Source organism: Nocardia sp. CDC153 (assembly GCF_035818515.1).
In the GTDB taxonomy this organism is placed as follows: domain Bacteria; phylum Actinomycetota; class Actinomycetes; order Mycobacteriales; family Mycobacteriaceae; genus Nocardia.
Genome location: NZ_JAYKYU010000003.1, coordinates 972815 through 991124 on the forward strand (window position 1 = coordinate 972815; position 18310 = coordinate 991124).

General features: G+C 67.1%; 19 protein-coding genes. 8 read left to right on the plus strand and 11 right to left on the minus strand.

What is annotated here, in order from left to right; all coding sequences use genetic code 11:
• Nucleotides 1-3: 3 nt before the first annotated feature.
• The 3 genes from VMT65_RS21125 to VMT65_RS21135 are packed head-to-tail and all read right to left on the minus strand — an operon-like array spanning nucleotide 4 to nucleotide 3547.
• Nucleotides 4-978, minus strand: coding sequence for an ABC transporter permease (locus tag VMT65_RS21125; RefSeq protein ID WP_326310030.1), 975 nt, complete (start codon nucleotides 976-978; stop codon nucleotides 4-6).
• Nucleotides 971-1897 (minus strand): ABC transporter permease, encoded by a 927-nt coding sequence (locus VMT65_RS21130; protein ID WP_326310031.1) that lies wholly within the window; start codon nucleotides 1895-1897, stop codon nucleotides 971-973. The genes VMT65_RS21125 and VMT65_RS21130 overlap by 8 nt, the downstream gene beginning before the upstream one ends.
• 60 nt (nucleotides 1898-1957) lie before the next feature.
• Nucleotides 1958-3547: a peptide ABC transporter substrate-binding protein gene (locus VMT65_RS21135; protein ID WP_326310032.1), complete on the minus strand. Its 1590-nt coding sequence runs from the start codon at nucleotides 3545-3547 to the stop codon at nucleotides 1958-1960.
• 382 nt (nucleotides 3548-3929) lie between these two features.
• Between VMT65_RS21135 and acs the strand changes: the two genes are divergently transcribed.
• From acs to VMT65_RS21155, 4 genes are all read left to right on the plus strand, one after another.
• Nucleotides 3930-5879: an acetate--CoA ligase gene (acs, locus tag VMT65_RS21140; protein ID WP_326310033.1), complete on the plus strand. Its 1950-nt coding sequence runs from the start codon at nucleotides 3930-3932 to the stop codon at nucleotides 5877-5879.
• A gap of 205 nt (nucleotides 5880-6084) precedes the next feature.
• Nucleotides 6085-7308: a Na+/H+ antiporter NhaA gene (nhaA, locus tag VMT65_RS21145; protein ID WP_326310326.1), complete on the plus strand. Its 1224-nt coding sequence runs from the start codon at nucleotides 6085-6087 to the stop codon at nucleotides 7306-7308.
• Nucleotides 7309-7349: 41 nt separating this feature from the next.
• Nucleotides 7350-7865 carry a phage holin family protein gene (locus VMT65_RS21150; protein WP_326310034.1) on the plus strand — a complete coding sequence of 172 codons (516 nt, stop codon included), beginning with the start codon at nucleotides 7350-7352 and terminating at the stop codon, nucleotides 7863-7865.
• A gap of 23 nt (nucleotides 7866-7888) precedes the next feature.
• Nucleotides 7889-8842: an alpha/beta fold hydrolase gene (locus VMT65_RS21155; RefSeq protein WP_326310035.1), complete on the plus strand. Its 954-nt coding sequence runs from the start codon at nucleotides 7889-7891 to the stop codon at nucleotides 8840-8842.
• A gap of 64 nt (nucleotides 8843-8906) precedes the next feature.
• Here VMT65_RS21155 and VMT65_RS21160 read toward each other — a convergent pair whose 3' ends face one another.
• Genes VMT65_RS21160 through nth form a run of 4 tightly spaced genes read right to left on the minus strand, consistent with a single transcriptional unit; the run spans nucleotide 8907 to nucleotide 12196 of the window.
• Entirely contained in the window at nucleotides 8907-10100 is a 1194-nt protein-coding gene (locus VMT65_RS21160; protein WP_326310036.1) for a MarP family serine protease, read from the minus strand.
• The gene (locus VMT65_RS21165; RefSeq protein WP_326310037.1) at nucleotides 10097-10825 is read right to left on the minus strand and encodes an NUDIX hydrolase; all 729 of its coding nucleotides are present in this window, start codon (nucleotides 10823-10825) and stop codon (nucleotides 10097-10099) included. Before VMT65_RS21165 ends, VMT65_RS21160 begins: the two co-directional genes overlap by 4 nt.
• A 34-nt stretch (nucleotides 10826-10859) precedes the next feature.
• Nucleotides 10860-11519, minus strand: coding sequence for a TlpA family protein disulfide reductase (locus VMT65_RS21170; protein WP_326310038.1), 660 nt, complete (start codon nucleotides 11517-11519; stop codon nucleotides 10860-10862).
• A complete protein-coding gene (nth, locus tag VMT65_RS21175) occupies nucleotides 11516-12196 on the minus strand; it encodes an endonuclease III (RefSeq protein ID WP_326310327.1) in 681 nt (226 codons plus the stop codon). Before nth ends, VMT65_RS21170 begins: the two co-directional genes overlap by 4 nt.
• Before the next feature lie 271 nt (nucleotides 12197-12467).
• Between nth and VMT65_RS21180 the strand changes: the two genes are divergently transcribed.
• Both VMT65_RS21180 and VMT65_RS21185 read left to right on the plus strand, forming a co-directional pair.
• Nucleotides 12468-12710, plus strand: coding sequence for a hypothetical protein (locus VMT65_RS21180; RefSeq protein ID WP_033089361.1), 243 nt, complete (start codon nucleotides 12468-12470; stop codon nucleotides 12708-12710).
• A gap of 273 nt (nucleotides 12711-12983) precedes the next feature.
• Entirely contained in the window at nucleotides 12984-13658 is a 675-nt protein-coding gene (locus VMT65_RS21185; RefSeq protein WP_019044571.1) for a Crp/Fnr family transcriptional regulator, read from the plus strand.
• A gap of 116 nt (nucleotides 13659-13774) precedes the next feature.
• Here VMT65_RS21185 and VMT65_RS21190 read toward each other — a convergent pair whose 3' ends face one another.
• The 3 genes from VMT65_RS21190 to VMT65_RS21200 form a co-directional block, all read right to left on the minus strand.
• Nucleotides 13775-14581, minus strand: a complete 807-nt coding sequence (locus tag VMT65_RS21190; protein WP_326310039.1) for an MBL fold metallo-hydrolase — start codon at nucleotides 14579-14581, stop codon at nucleotides 13775-13777.
• 78 nt (nucleotides 14582-14659) lie between these two features.
• A complete protein-coding gene (locus VMT65_RS21195; protein WP_326310040.1) occupies nucleotides 14660-15115 on the minus strand; it encodes a RidA family protein in 456 nt (151 codons plus the stop codon).
• Nucleotides 15116-15118: 3 nt separating this feature from the next.
• The gene (locus VMT65_RS21200; protein ID WP_086007868.1) at nucleotides 15119-15280 is read right to left on the minus strand and encodes a DUF4177 domain-containing protein; all 162 of its coding nucleotides are present in this window, start codon (nucleotides 15278-15280) and stop codon (nucleotides 15119-15121) included.
• Nucleotides 15281-15447: 167 nt separating this feature from the next.
• Between VMT65_RS21200 and VMT65_RS21205 the strand changes: the two genes are divergently transcribed.
• Both VMT65_RS21205 and VMT65_RS21210 read left to right on the plus strand, forming a co-directional pair.
• Nucleotides 15448-16470 carry an ArsA-related P-loop ATPase gene (locus tag VMT65_RS21205; RefSeq protein WP_326310041.1) on the plus strand — a complete coding sequence of 341 codons (1023 nt, stop codon included), beginning with the start codon at nucleotides 15448-15450 and terminating at the stop codon, nucleotides 16468-16470.
• Nucleotides 16471-16472: 2 nt separating this feature from the next.
• Entirely contained in the window at nucleotides 16473-17654 is a 1182-nt protein-coding gene (locus VMT65_RS21210; RefSeq protein WP_326310042.1) for an ArsA family ATPase, read from the plus strand.
• A gap of 124 nt (nucleotides 17655-17778) precedes the next feature.
• Here VMT65_RS21210 and VMT65_RS21215 read toward each other — a convergent pair whose 3' ends face one another.
• Nucleotides 17779-18102, minus strand: a complete 324-nt coding sequence (locus VMT65_RS21215) for a WhiB family transcriptional regulator (RefSeq protein ID WP_033089817.1) — start codon at nucleotides 18100-18102, stop codon at nucleotides 17779-17781.
• Nucleotides 18103-18310: the final 208 nt, after the last annotated feature.

Below are 18310 nucleotides of genomic sequence, written 5' to 3' on the forward strand. Positions count from 1 at the left end.
TCGTCACCTCTTCCGGGCCTTGGGATCCAACGCGTCTCGCACCGCGTCGCCGAGCATGATGAAGCTGAGCACCGTCAGCGCCAGCGCCGTGGCGGGATAGAACAGGATCCCCGAGGTGCGAATCTCCTTCTGGTCCGCGGCGATATCCGAACCCCAGGACACGATCTGCCGGGACAGCCCGACGCCCAGGTAGGACAGCGTCGCCTCGGTGACGATGAAGACGCCCAGCGAAATGGTGCTGACCACGATCAGCGGTCCGGTCGAGTTGGGCAGCACGTGCCGGATCAGGGTCCGGAATCTGGAGACCCCCAAGGCCTTTGCCGCCGTGACGTACTCGCTGTTGCGCGCCTGGATCACCGCCCCGCGCGCGATACGGGCCGCCTGCGGCCAGCTGAACGAGGCCAGCGTGATCATCACGGTCCACACCGTGCGGGTGTGCAACAGCTGCATGAGCACGATGGCGGCCAGGGTCAGCGGCAGCGCGTAGAAGATCTCCGCGATGCGGGACACCACCGAGTCGAGCAGCCCGCCGTAGTATCCGGCGAACGCGCCGAGCGTGCCGCCGATCAACACGAACAGCAGGGTCGCGCCCAGACCCGTCTCGACCGAGGCGCGCGCCCCGTACACGGTCCGGGTGTAGATGTCGCAGCCCTGCTTGTCGAAGCCGAACGGATGCCCCGACGACGGCGGACGCATGCTGAAATCGCCACTGCAGTACCGCGGATCCTGACCGCTGAACAGCGACGGCCAGATGGCGACGAGCAGGATGAACAGGATCAGCAGCGCCGCCACCAGGAAGATCGGATTGCGACGCAGCTGCTGCCAGGCCTCGCGCCACACGCTGGTCGGCGCGGCGGCCTCGTCGACCCGGTCGGTGGCCAGCACCTCGACCTCGTCGGGCGGGGCCACGAAATGCTCCTGCCCGGGATGGATCTCGTTGGTTGACTCTGCCCGGATTTCGGTCTGTGGCTCAGGCATAGCGGATCCTCGGATCGAGTGCGGCGTAGAGCAGATCGACGATCAGATTGGTCAGCAGCAGGATCACGATGAGCACGGTCACGAAGGCCACCACGGTGGGCGGCTCACCCCGGGTGATGGCCTGGTACAGCGTGCCGCCCACGCCCGGGATGTTGAAGATGCCCTCGGTGACGACCGCACCGCCCATGAGGAAGCCAAGATCGGTGCCGACGAAGGTGATCACCGGGATCAGCGAGTTGCGCAGAATGTGCACCACGATGACCCGCCGACGACTCAGGCCCTTGGCGGTCGCGGTGCGCACGTAGTCGGCACTCATGTTCTCCGCCACCGCGTTTCGGGTCAGCCGCAGCACATAGGCGAACGACAGCGACCCGAGCACGAACGCGGGCACCAGCAGATCGCTGAAACTCGCCTTGCCGCCGACCGTCACCGGCGCGACACCCCACTTGATGCCGAGCAGATACTGCGCCAGGAAGCCGACCACGAAGATCGGCACGGCGATGATGATCAGGCTCAGCACCAGCATGGTGGAGTCGAACAGTTTGCCCTTGCGCAGTCCCGCGACCAGTCCGAAGGCGACACCGAAGAAGAATTCGATGCACACCGCCATGATGGCGAGCTTGAAGGTGATCGGGAAGGCGCGGGCCAGCTCCTGGCGCACCGGACGTCCGGAGAACGAGGTGCCGAAGTCCAGGGTGACAATGCCTTTCAGGTATTCGAGGTACTGGATGTAGAAGGGTTGATCGAGGTGGTAGCGCGCCTTGAGCGTCGCCTCGATCGCCGGTGTCATCTGTCGGTCACCGGCCAGCGCCTGAATCGGGTCGCCCGGGATCAGGAACACCATCGCGTAGATGAGCAGCGTCGCTCCGATGAAGACCGGAATCATCTGGAGCAACCGCCGCACGACATACCAAGCCATGTTTCGGCTCCTATATGAGAGCGGGGGCCGCGCCGGTGCGGCGGGCCCCCGTGTGGCGGTTTACTTCTCGATGTTCTCGAAGTCGAACAGGCCCGACCAGGCGACCTCGGCCTTCTTGACCTTGTCCGAGCGCCCGGCCGCGACGTTGTAGTCGAAGATCGGGATGTCGGCCATGTCCTTGAACAGCAACTGCTGTGCCTGGGCGAGGATGTCGTAGGCGGCCTCGGGGGTCGCGGCGCCCTGCGCCTGGGTCAGCAGCTTGTCGAAGTCCGGGTTGGAGTACTGGGTGTTGTTCGTGCCGGATCCGGTGAGGTACAGGGCGGTCAGGAACTCGAACATCGACGGGTAGTCGCCCTGCCAGCCGTAGCGGAACGCCTTGCCGATGGTCTTGTTGGTGATCTCGTCGCGAATGTTCTTGAACGTCGGGTACGGCACGCCGACCGCGTCGATGCCCAAGGTGTTCTTGACGCTGTTGGCCACGGCCTCGATCCAGGCCTGGTGACCGCCGTCGGCGTTGTAGGCGATCTGGTAGGTGCCCGACCACGGCGAGATCGCATTGGCCTGCGCCCACAGTTTCTTCGCCTCGTCCGGATTGAACTTCAGCACATCCGAGCCGGGCAGATCCTTGCGGAAACCGGGCAGGGTGAACGCGGTGAAGTCCTGGCAGGGCACGCGGGTGCCGTGGAAGATGTTCTGCGCGATCTGTTCCCGGTTGATGGCCATCGAGATGGCCTTGCGCCGCAGCACGCCCTCCTCGCCCGCGAAGTGCGGCACCGTCGGCTGGATGCCGATGTGCTGGCTGTAGGCGATGGGCTTGTGGATGGCCCGGTCGCCCAGGTCCTTCTCGTAGGTGGCCAGCGCCGTGTCCGGGATGATGTCGAGCGCATCGAGGTTGCCCTGCAACAGATCCGCGTAGGCGGTGTCGTAGGACTGGTACATCACGAACCGCAGACCGTTGTTCTTGGCGGGGCGTCCGCCGTGGTAGTCCGGATTCGGCACCACCTCGATCTTGACGTTGTGCTGCCAGGTCGAGAACTTGTAGGGGCCGTTGCCGACCGGGTTCTCACCGAACTTCTTGGGATCCTTGTAGAAGGCATCCGGCATCGGATAGAACGGCGCGAAGCCGAGTTTCAGCTCGAAGTCGATCGAGGGATTGGTCAGATCGACGGTGAAGGTGTGGTCGTCGACCACCTTCAGACCCGACATGGTCTGCGCCTTGGGCGGATTCGCCTGGACGTCGTCGTATCCGGCGATGCCGTCGAAGGCCCAGTTCTGCAGCTGGCCGTTGGTGGAGAGCGCGCCGTAGTTCCAGGCGTCCACGAAGGACTTCGCCGTCACCGGGGTGCCGTCGGTGAACTTCCAGTCCTTGAGGGTGATCTTGTAGTGCTGCCGGTCGGTCGACTCGATCGACTGCGCCACCTCATTGTGGGCGGTGCCCGCGGCGTCGTAGTACTTCAGACCCGCCCAGAGCCGGTCGACCACGCGGCCGCCCATGTTCTCGTTGACGTCGGTGGGTACCAGGGGCCGTTGCGGTTCACCGCCGTTGACCGTCACGAAGCCGGAATCGTCGCCGCCTCCGGAGGAACAACCTGTCACCGCCAGGCCGGTCGCCAGTATCGCCGCAGCGGCCAGCGCGGTAATCGTCTTCATTCTCAACGCTTTTCTCCCGTGTCCAGGAAGGGTGCGAAGGCGGACCGGACAACCACGCGGGATCACCGGTGGTTATAACAATCCACCTTGGGTGAATCGGACAGTAAACGTCCCGGCCGGTGTTGTCAGCGGATCGAAACATGAATGTTCAGCTTGTTAGCAAACCGGCAACATGGGTCATACGCGGACGGGACCCCGAGTGGCACAGTGCACAGCTGTCCGAACCTCGCGTTCATGATTCGCTCATACCCGTTCTGACAGGTTCGTCACGACCGCCCACCGATCGAGACGGCGAAACACGACGCAGGTCACAGTCGGTTAGGGTCGAACGTGGCCGCCGTCACCCCAGCCGCGGCCAGCAAGCGAGAGAAGAAGAGACGAGATGACCACGGAATCCTCTGCCGACCACCTGGACGCGTACCCGCCCAGCGCGGAGTTCGCGGCAGCCGCCAATGGCGACGCCTCGCTCTACGATCGGGCAGCCGCCGACCGGGAAGGCTTCTGGGCCGAACAGGCCAAGCGCCTGCACTGGCACCAGCCCTTCACCCAGGTGCTGGATTGGGAGGACGCCCCGTTCGCCAAGTGGTTCGCCGACGGCAAGCTCAATGTCGCCTATAACTGCGTGGACCGGCACGTGCTCGACGGGCACGGCGATCAGGTCGCCATCCACTGGGAGGGCGAGCCCGGCGATTCGCGCGCCATCACCTATGCCGAACTGCTGGCCGAGGTGTCGCGGGCGGCCAACTATCTGACCGCGCTGGGCCTGGTGGCCGGTGACCGCGTCGCCATCTACATGCCGATGGTCCCCGAGGCCATCGTGGCCATGCTCGCCAGTGCCCGTCTGGGCCTGACCCATTCGGTGGTCTTCGCGGGCTTCTCCCCCAGCGCCCTGCGCCAGCGCGTGGACGATGCGGCGGCCAAGCTGGTCATCACCACCGACGGGCAGTGGCGGCGCGGCAAGCCCGCCCCGCTCAAGACGGCCGTGGACGAGGCGCTCGCGGAAGGCGATTCGACCGTCGAGCACGTGCTCGTGGTGCGCCGCACCGGCATCGACACCCCGATGACCGAGGGCCGCGACCTGTGGTGGGACGAGACCGTCTCGCTGGCCTCCCCCGAGCACGAGGCGCAGGCCTTCGACGCCGAGCACCCGCTGTTCATCCTCTACACCTCCGGCACCACCGGAAAGCCCAAGGGCATCCTGCACACCACCGGCGGCTACCTGACCCAGGCCGCCTACACCCACCACTACGTGTTCGACCACAAGCCCGGCCAGGACGTGTACTGGTGCACCGCCGACATCGGCTGGGTGACCGGGCACAGCTACATCGTGTACGGCCCGCTGGCCAACCGCGCCACCGAGGTCGTCTACGAGGGCACCCCCAACTTCCCCGACGAGCACCGGCACTGGCAGATCATCGAAAAGTACGGCGTCAGTATCTATTACACCGCGCCGACGCTGGTCCGCACGTTCATGAAGTGGGGCCGCGAGATTCCCGAGGCGCACGACCTGTCGAGCCTGCGGCTGCTGGGTTCGGTCGGCGAACCGATCAACCCGGAGGCCTGGCGCTGGTACCGGGATGTGGTGGGCGGCAACCGGACTCCCATCGTGGACACCTGGTGGCAGACCGAGACCGGCGCGATCATGATCTCGCCGCTGCCGGGCGTCACCGCCGCCAAGCCGGGCGCGGCCATGACCCCGCTGCCGGGCATCTCGGCGAAAGTCGTTGACGAGGAGGGCAATCCGGTCACCCTGGGCGAGACCGAAGCCAACGGGTACCTGGTGCTGGATCAGCCGTGGCCGTCCATGCTGCGCGGCATCTGGGGCGACGACGAGCGCTACAAGGACACCTACTGGGCGCGCTACGCCGAACAGGGCTGGTACTTCGCCGGTGACGGCGCGAAGCTCGACAAGGACGGCGATCTGTGGGTGCTCGGCCGCGTCGACGACGTCATGAACGTCTCGGGCCACCGCATCTCGACCGCCGAGGTCGAGTCCGCGCTGGTGGGCCACGCGCACGTGGCCGAGGCCGCGGTCGTCGGCGCGTCCGACGAGACCACCGGTCAGGGCATCGTGGCGTTCGTCATCCTGACCGCCGAAGGCAAGGACACCGGCGCGGATCTGGTCGCCGAGCTCAAGGCCGAGGTCTCCCGCGAGATCTCCCCCATCGCCCGCCCGCGCGAGATCCACGTGGTGCCGGAGCTGCCCAAGACGCGCTCGGGCAAGATCATGCGCCGCCTGCTGCGCGATGTGGCCGAGGGCCGCGAACTGGGCGACACCTCAACCCTGGTGGACCCCAACGTCTTCGAGGCGATTCGGGCCGGGAAGGCGTAAACGCGCACGCCGATGCGGCGGCCCCGCGACCGATGGTCGCGGGGCCGCCGCGCGTGTGGGGTGAAAAGTTTCTCCGGGCAAACCGTTAGAATTGCGCAAAAGGTGTGCCGGGAAGTCTGGTCGGCATGCGGTTGTGCCGAGGTCCCTGCAGTGGTGTCGCACGCCGCTTTCTAGTCGACCGTTACGACCGAAAGGCTGCGCCGTGATCACTCAGGTCCGTTCGGAGCTGGCCCGCTACCTGAGAACCGAAACCTTCGGCGGCGCACTGCTTCTCATCGCGGCCGCGGCCGCGCTCATCTGGGTCAACTCGCCCTGGGGCGCGAGCTACACGACCATGGTCGACACCAAGCTGGCGATTCCCGCGCTGCATCTGGATCTGACGCTGGCCGACTGGACCAAGGACGGCCTGCTCGCCATCTTCTTCTTCGTGGCCGGACTCGAGCTCAAACGCGAGCTGGTGGTCGGCGAACTCGCCGACCGCAAACGCGCCACCCTGCCCATCGTGGCCGCGGTCGGCGGCGTGCTCATGCCCGCGCTCATCGCCATGGTGGTGGGCCACGGCATCGAGGGCATGGATCGCGGCTGGGCCATTCCGGTGGCCACCGATATCGCCTTCGCGCTGGCGGTGCTGGCCATGACCGGTTCGCGGATTCCGGCCAGCGCCCGGGTGTTCCTGCTCAGCCTGGCGGTGGTCGACGATCTGATCGCCATCATTCTCATCGCGGTGCTGTTCACCACCACGCTGAAGATGCTGTGGCTGTTGATCGCGCTGCTGTGTTTCGCGGTCTGGGCGCTGGGCCAGAAGTTCCGGCTCGGCAGTCCCCTGATCTATGTGCCGCTGGGCCTGCTGTCCTGGTATGCCCTGCACGAGGCCGGTATTCACGCGACCCTCGCCGGAGTGGCGTGCGGACTGCTGACCCGGGTGCGCCCGGACGACGACGAGGACGAGCACTGCGTGCCCGCGGCCAGGCTCGAGCACTTCTTCCAGCCCATCTCCGCGGCCATCTGCGTGCCGCTGTTCGCGTTGTTCGCCTCGGGCGTGCCGCTGGATTCGCAGGTGCTCTCGCAGATGTTCACCAACCGGCTGGCGCTGGCCGTCATCGTGGGCCTGCTGGTCGGCAAGACCGTGGGAATCTTCGGATTCAGCTGGCTCGCGGTGCGATTGGGTATAGCGGAGAGACCGGCCGATCTCGGTTATCGGGACATGTTCGCCCTGTCGGTACTTGGGGCGATCGGCTTCACCGTTAGCCTCTTGGTGGCAGAACTGGCACTGGAAGGCGTCGGCGACGGGTCGGCGGCAGAACTCGCAAAAGCGGCGGTGTTGCTCACGTCTTTGGCGGCTTCCCTGGCCGGTTCGGCGCTACTGTTGCGTCGTGGACGTGCTCATCAGGCACGACGGGACGCGCGAGCGCTGCAAAGTCAAGAGTGACACCGGACAGTACTACCGGGACATGGAGAAGGGTCGAGCAATTGAGCTTCACACAGGGCGGTAACGGCTACGACGGGAACCGCACCCGCACCGTCACCTCGATTCCGCTGTCCGATGTCGACGCCCATCAGTCGGCCACCTTCGGCACGCTGGTCCGCGACGCGACCGAGCAGATGTCGACCCTGGTGCGCGCCGAGGTGGAGCTCGCCAAGGCCGAGGTGACCGGTGAGATCAAGAAGGGCCTGCAGGGCAGCGTCTACTTCATCCTGGCGCTGACCATCCTGCTGTTCAGCTCCTTCTTCTTTTTCTTCTTCCTCGCCGAGCTGCTCGACATCTGGCTGTACCGCTGGGCCGCGTTCCTGGTGGTGTTCCTGCTCATGATCGCCGCGGTGGCGGCCTTCGCGCTGCTGGGCTATCTGAAGGTGCGCAAGCTGCGCGCCCCGGAGAAGACCATCGAGTCGCTCAAGGAGGCGAAGACCGTGCTGCCCAGCGGTTTCGGCCACAGCGACGAGCCGGCCCCGAGCGCCACGCTCGAACTCGGCAAGCCTCGGACGTAGACCTTCGATTACGCTCCATCGGCGTGTCGTCGAATACGCATCCCGATCCGTCCACCGTCCGCTATGACGGACCGTGGACCCATCGGGATGTGCACGCCAATGGCATTCGCTTCCACGTGGTCGAGGCCGCGCCCGCGGGGACCACGGCCTACGCCGACCCCGACACGCCGCTGGTGGTGCTGCTGCACGGCTTCGGCGACTTCTGGTGGACGTGGCGGCATCAGCTGACCGGCCTGGCGGCGCGCGGCTACCGCACGGTGGCGGTGGACCTGCGCGGCTACGGCGACTCCGACAAACCGCCACGCGGCTACGACGGCTGGACCCTCGCCGGTGATGTGGCCGGGCTGATTCGCGCGCTCGGGCACACCGAGGCCACCCTGGTCGGCCACGCCGAGGGCGGGCTGGTGTGCTGGGCGACCGCGGTGCTGCACCCGCGCGTGGTGCGCTCCATCGCCCTGATCAGCTCCCCGCATCCGGTGGCCCTGAAGCGGGCGGTGCTGCGCGATCGGCGACAGCGCTCGGCCTGGCTGCCGAGTTTCCTGAACTGTCAGCTGCCGCGGCGGCCCGAACATCGGCTCACCCGCGACGACGGCATCGCCATCGAGCTGATGCTGCGCGCGCGGGTGGGCGAACAGTGGTCGGCCACCCAGGAATTCACCGACACCGCCCGCCGCATGCGCACGGCCATCCGGATTCCCGGCGCGGCGCACTGTGCCCTGGAATACCAGCGCTGGGCCTTCCGAAGCCAATGGCGGCCCGACGGTAGGCGTTTCATGGCCGCCATGAGCGAGCCGGTGCGGGTGCCGACGCTGGCCATGTACGGCGACCAGGACCGGTACATCCTGGCGAGCACCGTGCGCCGCGGCCAGCTGCTCGCACCCGAGCGGCAGCTGGTGTCGATTCCCGACGCGGGTCACTATGCGCATCAGGAGAATCCGGAGCCGGTGACGGCGGAGATCGCCAAGCTGCTGGGCTGAGCGAGGCTGCTGGGCTGGGCAGGACTGTGCTGGGCTGAGCACGACGGCCCAGCCCAGCCCGAAGTCAGCTCAGGACACAGCTACCCGTGCCGACCGCCGCCGATTGACTTGCCGCCGAGTTCAACTCCGGCCGCACCTCGTCGAGGGTCAGCACGTACCCGGTATCGTCGTCGGTGACGGCCGCGCCGAACACCACGCCGAGCAGCCGACCGTCGGTGTCCACCAGCGGTCCGCCGGAATTGCCGGCCCGCACCGAACCGCGAATCGTGTAGACCTCGCGCTTGACGTCGGCGTCGCGGTAGATATTGGGCCCCTTGAGATTCAAGGTCTCGCGCACCCGGGCCGCGCTGGCGGTGTAGCGCCCGCCGCCCGGATAGCCCAGCACGATGGAACTCTCACCCGAGGTGGCGTCGGCCGGAGCCAGATCCAGTGGCGTCGCGTTCAATCCGGGCACCGCGAGGATCGCCACGTCCTTGGACGAATCGAACAGCACCACCGTGGCGGGCAGCGGCCCGCGCGCGGTGTCCACGCTCACGCTGTTGGTGCCCGCGACCACGTGCGCGTTGGTCATGATGCGCTCGGGAGCCACCACGAAGCCCGAACCCTCCAGCTGCCGTTGGCAACTGGGCGCGATGCCGCGAATGCGCAGCACGCTGGACTGCAGCTGCTGGGCCACCGGCAACTGCAGCACGCTGCCGTCGGGCGGTTCCACGGCGGTGATCGGGACGTGGCCGAACGGGCCGATGACGTCCGGCAGCCCGGAGGTGTTGAGCAGGTTGGAGAAGTCGGTCGGCACCCGCCGCAGCCAGTCCGGCGCGACATGGTCGACATTGCGCAGCACCTGGGAGTTGGTGACCGCGGCCGCGATGCCCGGCTGCGAGGAGTTGGTGAGCGGCAGCGCCAGCAGCCACGCGGTGGCCAGCACCGCCACCGCCTGCAGGCCCGCGCCGACCACGCTGTCCACGCTGCGGGTGAACGGATCCCGCATGCCGCCGCGCGCGGCCCGCCCCAGCACCATGCCCGCGACCTCGCCGACGATCACCAGCGCGACGATGAGCAGCACACCCACCAGTACCCGGGTGCGGCCCTCGCTGAGGTGCTTGAGGATGTGCGGGGCGATCAGAATGCCCGCCACCGCACCGAGAATCACGCCTAGGAAGGCCAGTGCCGAGGCGACCGCGCCCTGCCGCCACCCGGAGGTGGCGGCCAGCAGCGCCAGAATGATGATCCCGAGGTCGAGCCAGCCAGAGGCGCTCATAATGTCATCCCTACCGCGGCCAGCGAGGCCTGCAGATCACGTACATCGTGATGATCCCATTCGGTTTCCCACCCCGACACCGCCAGCAGCCCCGCAAGCACACCGGCGGTGAACCCCCACACCAGCATTCCGTCCACGGCGAACGCGGGACCCATATAGCCCAGCGGATGCCGCACCACGAAACGGTTGGCCGGATCGATGAGCTCGCTGATCGGCACCCGCGCCACGCGCGCGGCCTCCGTCTCGCTCACCACACCGACCTCGCCGGGGGTGCGCCAATAGGCGACCACCGGCGTCACATCGAACCGCGAGGGCGGCACGAAGATCTTGGGCAGCACCGCGATCGGCTCCACGCTCGCCGGATCCAGTCCGGTTTCCTCCTGGGCCTCGCGCAGCGCGGTGCTGATCGGGCCGTCGTCCTGCGGCTCCACCCCGCCGCCCGGGAACGCGACCTGACCGCTGTGCTGGCGCAGGGTGGCGGCGCGCTGGGTGAGCAGCACATCGGCATCGGCCGGAAGGCCGCCCGGCGCGGTCGAATCCGCCTCCGGGGACCCGCCGAACAGCACCAGCACCGCCGCATCCCTGGGCCGGGTCGCCGCGGCCGCGAAGCGCCGCATGGCACTTCGCCGCAGCACCGGATTCACCCCGGTCGGATCGGCCGGATCGTGTTCGGCCACACCGCGCAACCACTCGGGAATCCCGTTCGTCGACGCGTTCACTCTCATCACCGCACCCTCACCCCGACACTCACGCTGTCCGTCACGCCTTCACTCCCAATTCAGCCGCGACGGTGGCGGAAATGTCCTCGACGCTGGTGAACGGTCGCACCACGACCTTGGCAACGGTGCCGTCCGCGCGCAACAGCACCGAGATCGGCAACACGGCGGGCGCGTGAACGGCGGTGCGCACCTTGGCATTCGAATCCTCGACGCCGGGCAGATGAACGCCCAGGTCGATCAGCCGGGACAGCGCCCTGGAAGTCCCCGGATCGCTGTGCACGGTCAGCACCGTGAGCGCGTTCCCGGCCTGCTGCGAGAACCGTTGCAGCAGCGGCAGTTCCTCGGCGCACGGCCCACACCAGTACGCCCACAGGTTGAGCAGGGCGGGCTTACCGGCCAGTGCCGCAACCAGATCCACGGGCTTGCCGTCGGCGAGACAGTTCAGGGTGAGGCCGCGCAGCGGGCTGTCGCCGACGGGCGCGCCGGTCGGCTGCGGGCAGGCGGCCAGCGCGGCCGCGGCCCGATCCGCCTCGGCGACAGCCGGTTCGGTCGGCGCGGCCGGCGTCGAGCCGGTCGCGGCGTTCCCGTCATCGTGCCGGGTGAACTGCGGCCACAGTGCGACCGCCGCCGCCACCGCGACGATGACCGCGGCCAGCGCCCAGCGCCACCAGGTCCTACCCGTCGCCGCGTCGGCGCTCACAGCCCGACCAACCCGAGCAGATGCTCGGTCTCCGGGCCCTTGACGAGTTTGGCGGCCTCGGTCGGATCCGTCGGACCCGCGCCGAAGGACGGGCAGTCATTGGCGAGGAAGCAGGCGCCGCAGGCGGGTTTGCGGGCGTGGCAGACGCGACGGCCGTGAAAGATCACCCGATGCGAGAGCATGGTCCAGTCGCGGCGCTCGATCAGTTCGCCGACCGCGTGCTCGACCTTGACCGGATCCTCCTCGGCGGTCCACTTCCAGCGCCGCACCAGACGGCCGAAGTGGGTGTCGACCGTGATCCCCGGCACATCGAAGGCATTGCCGAGGATGACATTCGCCGTCTTGCGTCCGATGCCGGGCAGCGTCACCAATTGGTCGAGGGTGTTGGGCAATTCGCCGTCGAAGCGCTCCACCAGCTCCTGACCCAGCCCGATGAGCGAATTGGCCTTGTTGCGGTAGAAGCCCGTCGGCCGGATGTACTCCTCGAGCTCGGCGCGATTGGCCTCGGCGTAATCGCGTGCGCCGCGGTACTTCGCGAACAGCGCCGGGGTGGTCATGTTGACCCGCACGTCGGTGCACTGCGCGGAAAGAATTGTGGCGACCGCCAATTCGAGGGGGGTGGTGAAATCCAGCTCACAGTGCGCGTCCGGAAACTCCAGGGTCATATCCCGATACATCCGCCGCGCCCGCCGGACCAGCCCGATTCGAGTCTCTTTGGCGCGCTTGTTGGCTTTGCCGGGCCGCGAAAAGGCTGGCGCATCCGAGACATCGGCCGTTGCTTCGTCAGCAGCTGTTGGCACGCCCGATTTATCCGGGTCTGCCCCGCTCACGGCCGCGTTGGATTCAGAGACACGCACGCGTCCACCTTACGGAACCACCCCTGCCCCACAACCGGGCTGAGTACCCGCCGTGTTCCATCTGAGACCTTCGGCGTGTTTACTGCTGCCTATGCAAGGACTCGCTGTGGTGCTGTTTCCGATAGCGCTGATGCTGTTCGCGTTGGTGATGGAACGGGTCGAGAATCGACTTCGCAAGCTTCTCGAACCCGACCCCGAAGTCCAGCAGTACCTCGATCGAGCCACGAATGCCGAGGTCAGTGATCTGACCAAGCTGGGTTTGCCCGCGGCGGCGGCGCGTCCGCGGCGCGCCCGGCCCGCGGCCAAGGGAATGGACGTCGCGCAAGCCAGTTGATCCACCGGGATCTCTGGTCGGGTGGTCCGGCAGCCTGGGGCTCCGGACCACTTTTTACGATCTTCATGACGCCGGTCTCACGGCGTGTCGTAGATTCGTAGGGAAGCGTGTCGCGAAACCGTCGTTGCGTGTCGCGTACTGGGGCCACGCGGGTCCGAGAATGAGCTCGGCGCGTGGTGTCTATCACTACCCGACGGTATTGCAAAGTAGACTGCACTGTCGGCCGAGTCGTTTCGGTCCAGGACAGAGCCATTTCCCATAAGGAGCACATTCGTGGACGAGGCCCTCGCCAGAGCAGGCATCTTCCAAGGCGTAGAGCCCACCGCGGTGGCGGCTCTCGCCAAACAGCTGCAGCCCGTTGACTTCCCGCGCGGCCACGTCATCTTCAACGAGGGTGAGCCCGGCGATCGGTTGTACATCATCACCTCCGGCAAGGTGAAGATCGGCCGCCGTTCGCCCGATGGTCGTGAGAACCTGCTGACGATCATGGGTCCGTCGGACATGTTCGGCGAGCTGTCGATCTTCGATCCGGGTCCGCGCACCTCGACGGCCACCACCGTCACCGAGGTCCGCGCGGTCACCATGGACCGGGACGCCCTCAAGGCGTGGATCGACCAGCGGCCGGAGATCGCCGAACAGCTGCTGCGGGTCCTCGCCCGCCGCCTGCGCCGCACCAACAACAACCTGGCCGACCTGATCTTCACCGACGTGCCGGGTCGTGTCGCCAAGGCGCTGCTGCAGCTGGCCCAGCGCTTCGGCACCCAGGAGGCGGGCGCGCTGCGCGTGACCCACGACCTGACCCAGGAAGAGATCGCCCAGCTGGTCGGCGCCTCCCGCGAAACCGTGAACAAGGCGCTGGCCGACTTCGCGCACCGCGGCTGGCTCCGGCTCGAGGGCAAGAGTGTGCTGATCTCCGACTCGGAGAGACTGGCGCGCCGGGCTCGCTAGGCAGCGATCACATATACGACACGAGGCGTGTCGTCACCCCCGTAGCGGTGACGACACGCCTCGGCGCGTCTGGGGCCAAACTCTTTGGATTCTCGGGGGCTTCGCCCCCGAACCCCCTAACCGCGGGAACGAATGTAGGCCAGCTGGGCCTTGACGGAGCTTTGGGCCGCGGGCCACAGCCGCTTGTCCACGTCGGCGTAGACCTCGGCGACGATGCGCAGCGATCCGGCCTTGGGGCCGAGCTTCTCCAGCGCGGCACGCACCTGGTTCAGGCGCTCCTCGCGGTGGGCGATGTAGTAGCGGATAACCGGTTCGGCATCGGCGTGATCGGGCCCGTGGGCCGGGAGCAGGTGGCGGCCCGGCGCGACAGCCACCAGGCGGTTCAGGGAATCCAGGTAGTCGGCGAGCGCGTCGTCGCGGGACTCCAGGACGGTCGTCCCGCTGCCCAGGACGGAATCGCCGGTGAGCAGGACCCGTTCGCCGTCGGGCCCGTCGACCAGGAAGCTCAGCGAGTCCTCGGTGTGGCCCGGCGTGGCGAGCACCGTGATGCGCAGACCCGCGGCCTCGATGACCTCGCCGTCGGTCAGGATCGTGCCCGAACCGCGCAGGAATTCGGATGCCTTGGCGCGCACCGGAGTTCCGCTGGCCTTGACCAGATGGTCGATGCCGCCGGTGTGATCGGCGTGATGATGGGTGATGAGGGTGAGAGCGATGTCGCCACCGGTCTCGCGAACGAGGGCCTCGGTGTGCTTGCGATCCTTCGGACCCGGGTCCACCAGAACGTATTCCGTGGCTCCCGGGGCGCGCAGCAGCCAGGTGTTGGTGCCCTGCAACGTCATTCCGTTGGGATTGTCGGCCAGCACCACGGCGGCGGACGGAGTCACTTGCCGCAGTTGCTCATACGCGGGATGGGTGAGCGTCATCTTCTCGTCCTAGTGCACGGGGCGCGGTGCGTCCAGGGTTGAACGCACCGGCAAGCTGTGTGCCGCAACACCTTCCGGTCAGCGAACCTCGGCGATCAGTTCGACCTCGACCGGGGTGTTCAGGGGCAGCTCGTTGACGCCGACCGCCGAGCGCGCGTGCACTCCGGCGTCGCCGAGCACCGCGCCGAGCAGCTCCGACGCGCCATTGATGACCAGCGGCTGGCTGTTGAAACCGGCGGCGGAGGCCACGAAGCCGACGACCTTCACGATGCGCACCACATTGTCGAGCCCGACCAGGTCGTGCACGACCGAAAGCGCGTTGAGCGCGGCCAGTTTGGCCATTTCCGCGCCCTGCTCGACGCTGATCTCCGCACCGAGCTTTCCGGTCAGCGGCAGTTCACCGTTGACGAACGGCAGCTGGCCGGAGGTGTAGACGTAATTGCCGGACCGGACGCCCGGCACGTACACCGCGACCGGCTTCGGAGCCGGGGGAAGTTCGAGCCCGAGCTCTTTCAGGTTCTCAGCCCAACCCATCAGCTACTTCCTCCTCTTGAGGTAAGCGACATGCTGTTCGCCGGTCGGCCCGGGCAGCACGGTGACGAGTTCCCAGCCGTCGGAACCCCACTGGTCGAGAATGGCCTTGGTGGCATGGGTCAGCAGGGGCACGGTGGCGTACTCCCACACGGTCACATCACTCATGGGCTGAGACTAGCCCCGGCGCAGTTCCCCCAGTTCCCCAGGCCCTCCGACTACGCTGCGGGATTGGGAAATACAAGCCCGAAGTGGTGTATCAGACAGTTGACAAGTCCTGTGGGCAGGAATCCGGAACGAGTTATAGGCTCGCGAGCGTGGGAGTACCGATAGCAGTGCCCGTTTCGGTTGAGCCGGGGGTCGAAGCAGGGTGGCCGGAGCGCGCGGACAAAGCCCGCTTGCACTATGTATCCGGCAAGGGTGGGACCGGTAAGTCGACGGTCGCCGGGGCCTTGGCACTGGCACTCGCGGCGGGTGGGCGTCGCGTACTGCTGGTCGAGGTCGAGGGCAGACAGTCCATCGCGCAGCTGTTCGACCTGCCGCCGTTGCCGCCCACCGAAACTCGCATCGCCACCGCGGACGGGGGCGGCGAGGTGATCGCGCTGGCCTTGGACGTCGAGCACGCCTTCCTGGAATACCTCGACATGTTCTACAACCTGGGCTTCGCCGGTCGCGCCATGCGCCGGGTGGGCGCGATCGAATTCGTCACCACCATCGCGCCGGGTCTGCGGGACGTCATCCTCACCGGCAAGATCAAGGAATGCGCGGTGCGCGTCGACAAGAAGACCGGTAGGCCGGTCTACGACGAGATCGTCATCGACGCACCGCCGACCGGCCGCATCGCCAGCTTCCTGGACGTCACCCAGGCCATGGCCGAGATCGCGGGCGGCGGCCCGATCGCCTCGCAGGCCGAGGGCGTGTCCAAGCTGCTGCACTCGCCGCAGACCATGATTCACCTGGTCACCCTGCTCGAGGCGCTGCCGGTGCAGGAAACCGCCGACGCTATCGCCGAACTCACGGCCAATGACCTGAATATCGGCACGGTGATCGTGAATCGGGCCAGCGAGGGCTATCTGGCGCGCGAGACGCGCGAACGCGCCGCGACGGGCGAGATCGACGTGGACGCCCTGCGGGCGGGTCTCACCGAGGCCGGAATCACCTTGTCCGAGGCCGATTTCCAGGGCTTGGTGACCGAGGCCGTGGAGCATTCGCGCCGCCTGGCCGCCCAGGACGAGAGCGCCGCGGAGCTGTCGGCGGTCGACATCTCGCGGCTGTACCTGCCGTCCCTCACCGACGGCATGGATCTGGGCGGGCTCTACGAGCTGGCCGAAGTGTTGAGCGCGCAGGGGGTTCGCTAGTCATGGTCGTTCCGGCAGGCACCGTGCCCCTGGACATTTCGAAGATCATCGCCGATCCGGCGGCCCGCATCGTGGTGTGCTGCGGTTCCGGCGGCGTCGGCAAGACCACCACGGCCGCGGCCATCGCGCTGCGCGCGGCCGAGTCGGGTCGCAAGGTCGTGGTGCTCACCATCGACCCGGCGCGCCGACTGGCCCAGTCGCTGGGCGTGAGCGACCTCGGAAACGTGCCCCAGAAGGTGGAACTCGGGCCGGAGGCCAAGGGCGAGCTGTTCGCCATGATGCTGAACATGCGCCGCACCTTCGACGAGATGGTGCTCGAGCACACCAGCCCCGAGAAGGCCGAGCAGATCTTCGCCAACCCGATCTACCAGACCGTCGCGTCCTCCTTCGGTGGCACCCAGGAGTACATGGCGATGGAGAAGCTCGGGCAGCTGGCGTCCAAGCGCGAGTGGGACCTGATCGTGGTCGACACCCCGCCCTCGCGCAATGCCCTGGACTTCCTGGACGCGCCCAAGCGGCTGGGCAACTTCCTCAACGGCAAGATGATTCGCGTCATCATGGCCCCGGGCCGCGGGGTCGGCAAATTCGTGGCGGGCGCCATGAGCCTGGCGCTGCGCGGCGTCTCGACCATTGTCGGCGGGCAGTTGCTCAAAGACGCCAGTGTCTTCCTGCAGTCACTGGAGTCCATGTTCGGCGGCTTCCAGGATCGCGCCGACCGCACCTACGCCATGCTGTCGCGGCCCGGCACCCACTTCCTGGTGGTGGCCGCCGCCGAGCCGGACGCGCTGCGCGAGGCGAGCTTCTTCGTAGATCGGCTCTCGACCGACAAGATGCCGCTGGCGGGTCTGGTGCTCAATCGGACGCATCCGGTGTTGAGCTCCCTGTCGGCCGAGCAGGCTCAGGTCGCGGCGGACCGTCTAGCCCCCCTGACGTCGCCGAACGGCAGTGGCGCCGAACCGGTCTCGGAGACCCCGGAGGCGCTCGCGGCCGCGGTGCTGCGCATCCATGCCCACCGGGCCGCCACCGCGAAGCGGGAACAGCATCTGCTGCATCGCTTTACCGGCGCGCACCCGAGCGTCCCGATCGTGGCGGTCACCGCGTTGCCGTTCGAGGTCGCCGACCTGGAAGCGCTACGCGCGGTCGGCGATCAGCTCGTCGAAGCAGCGGCTGCCAAGTCCGCCTGACACAGCTGGGTCTTTCGACCCATCCGCGCCCTTTGCCCGATCCGACCCCGGACACGGATCGAGCCCGCTACCGCGGGCTCGATCCGTTCTGCTTATAGGGGGGATCTGGGTAAGGGATACTCGGTTACATCGCTACCTTCTGTGATCGCTGGACGCGGAAGAAATCCGCCCAACTCGTCACCTCCGGATGCTGTTTGAGCAGCGCACGGCGCTGCCGCTCGGTCATGCCGCCCCACACACCGAACTCGACACGATTGTCCAGGGCGTCCGCCCCGCACTCCATCAGAACCGGGCAGTGCCGACAGATGGTTGCCGCTTTACGCTGCGCGGCGCCACGCACGAACAGCTGGTCGGGATCCACTTCCTTGCATCGGGCCTGGGAAACCCAGGCGATTCTCGCTTCGGCCTGCTCCACGTCCAATCGAGCGATCGGGGTAGTCATGTGCATTTGGTGTGCCCCTTTGCAGTCCGAACACCGGGTCACGGCGCTCCAGAATCGCGAGTGCAGCGCGCAGTTACCCAACCCCACTGCGTTCTGCACCACATTCCACTTTGAGTGTTAGCTCTATCACACTGGGTTCTCAATCTAGGTAAAGGTGCATGGCCTGCGCAAGACCGTCCCGAGATTTTCTGGTACGTCCGTCCACGCATTCGTT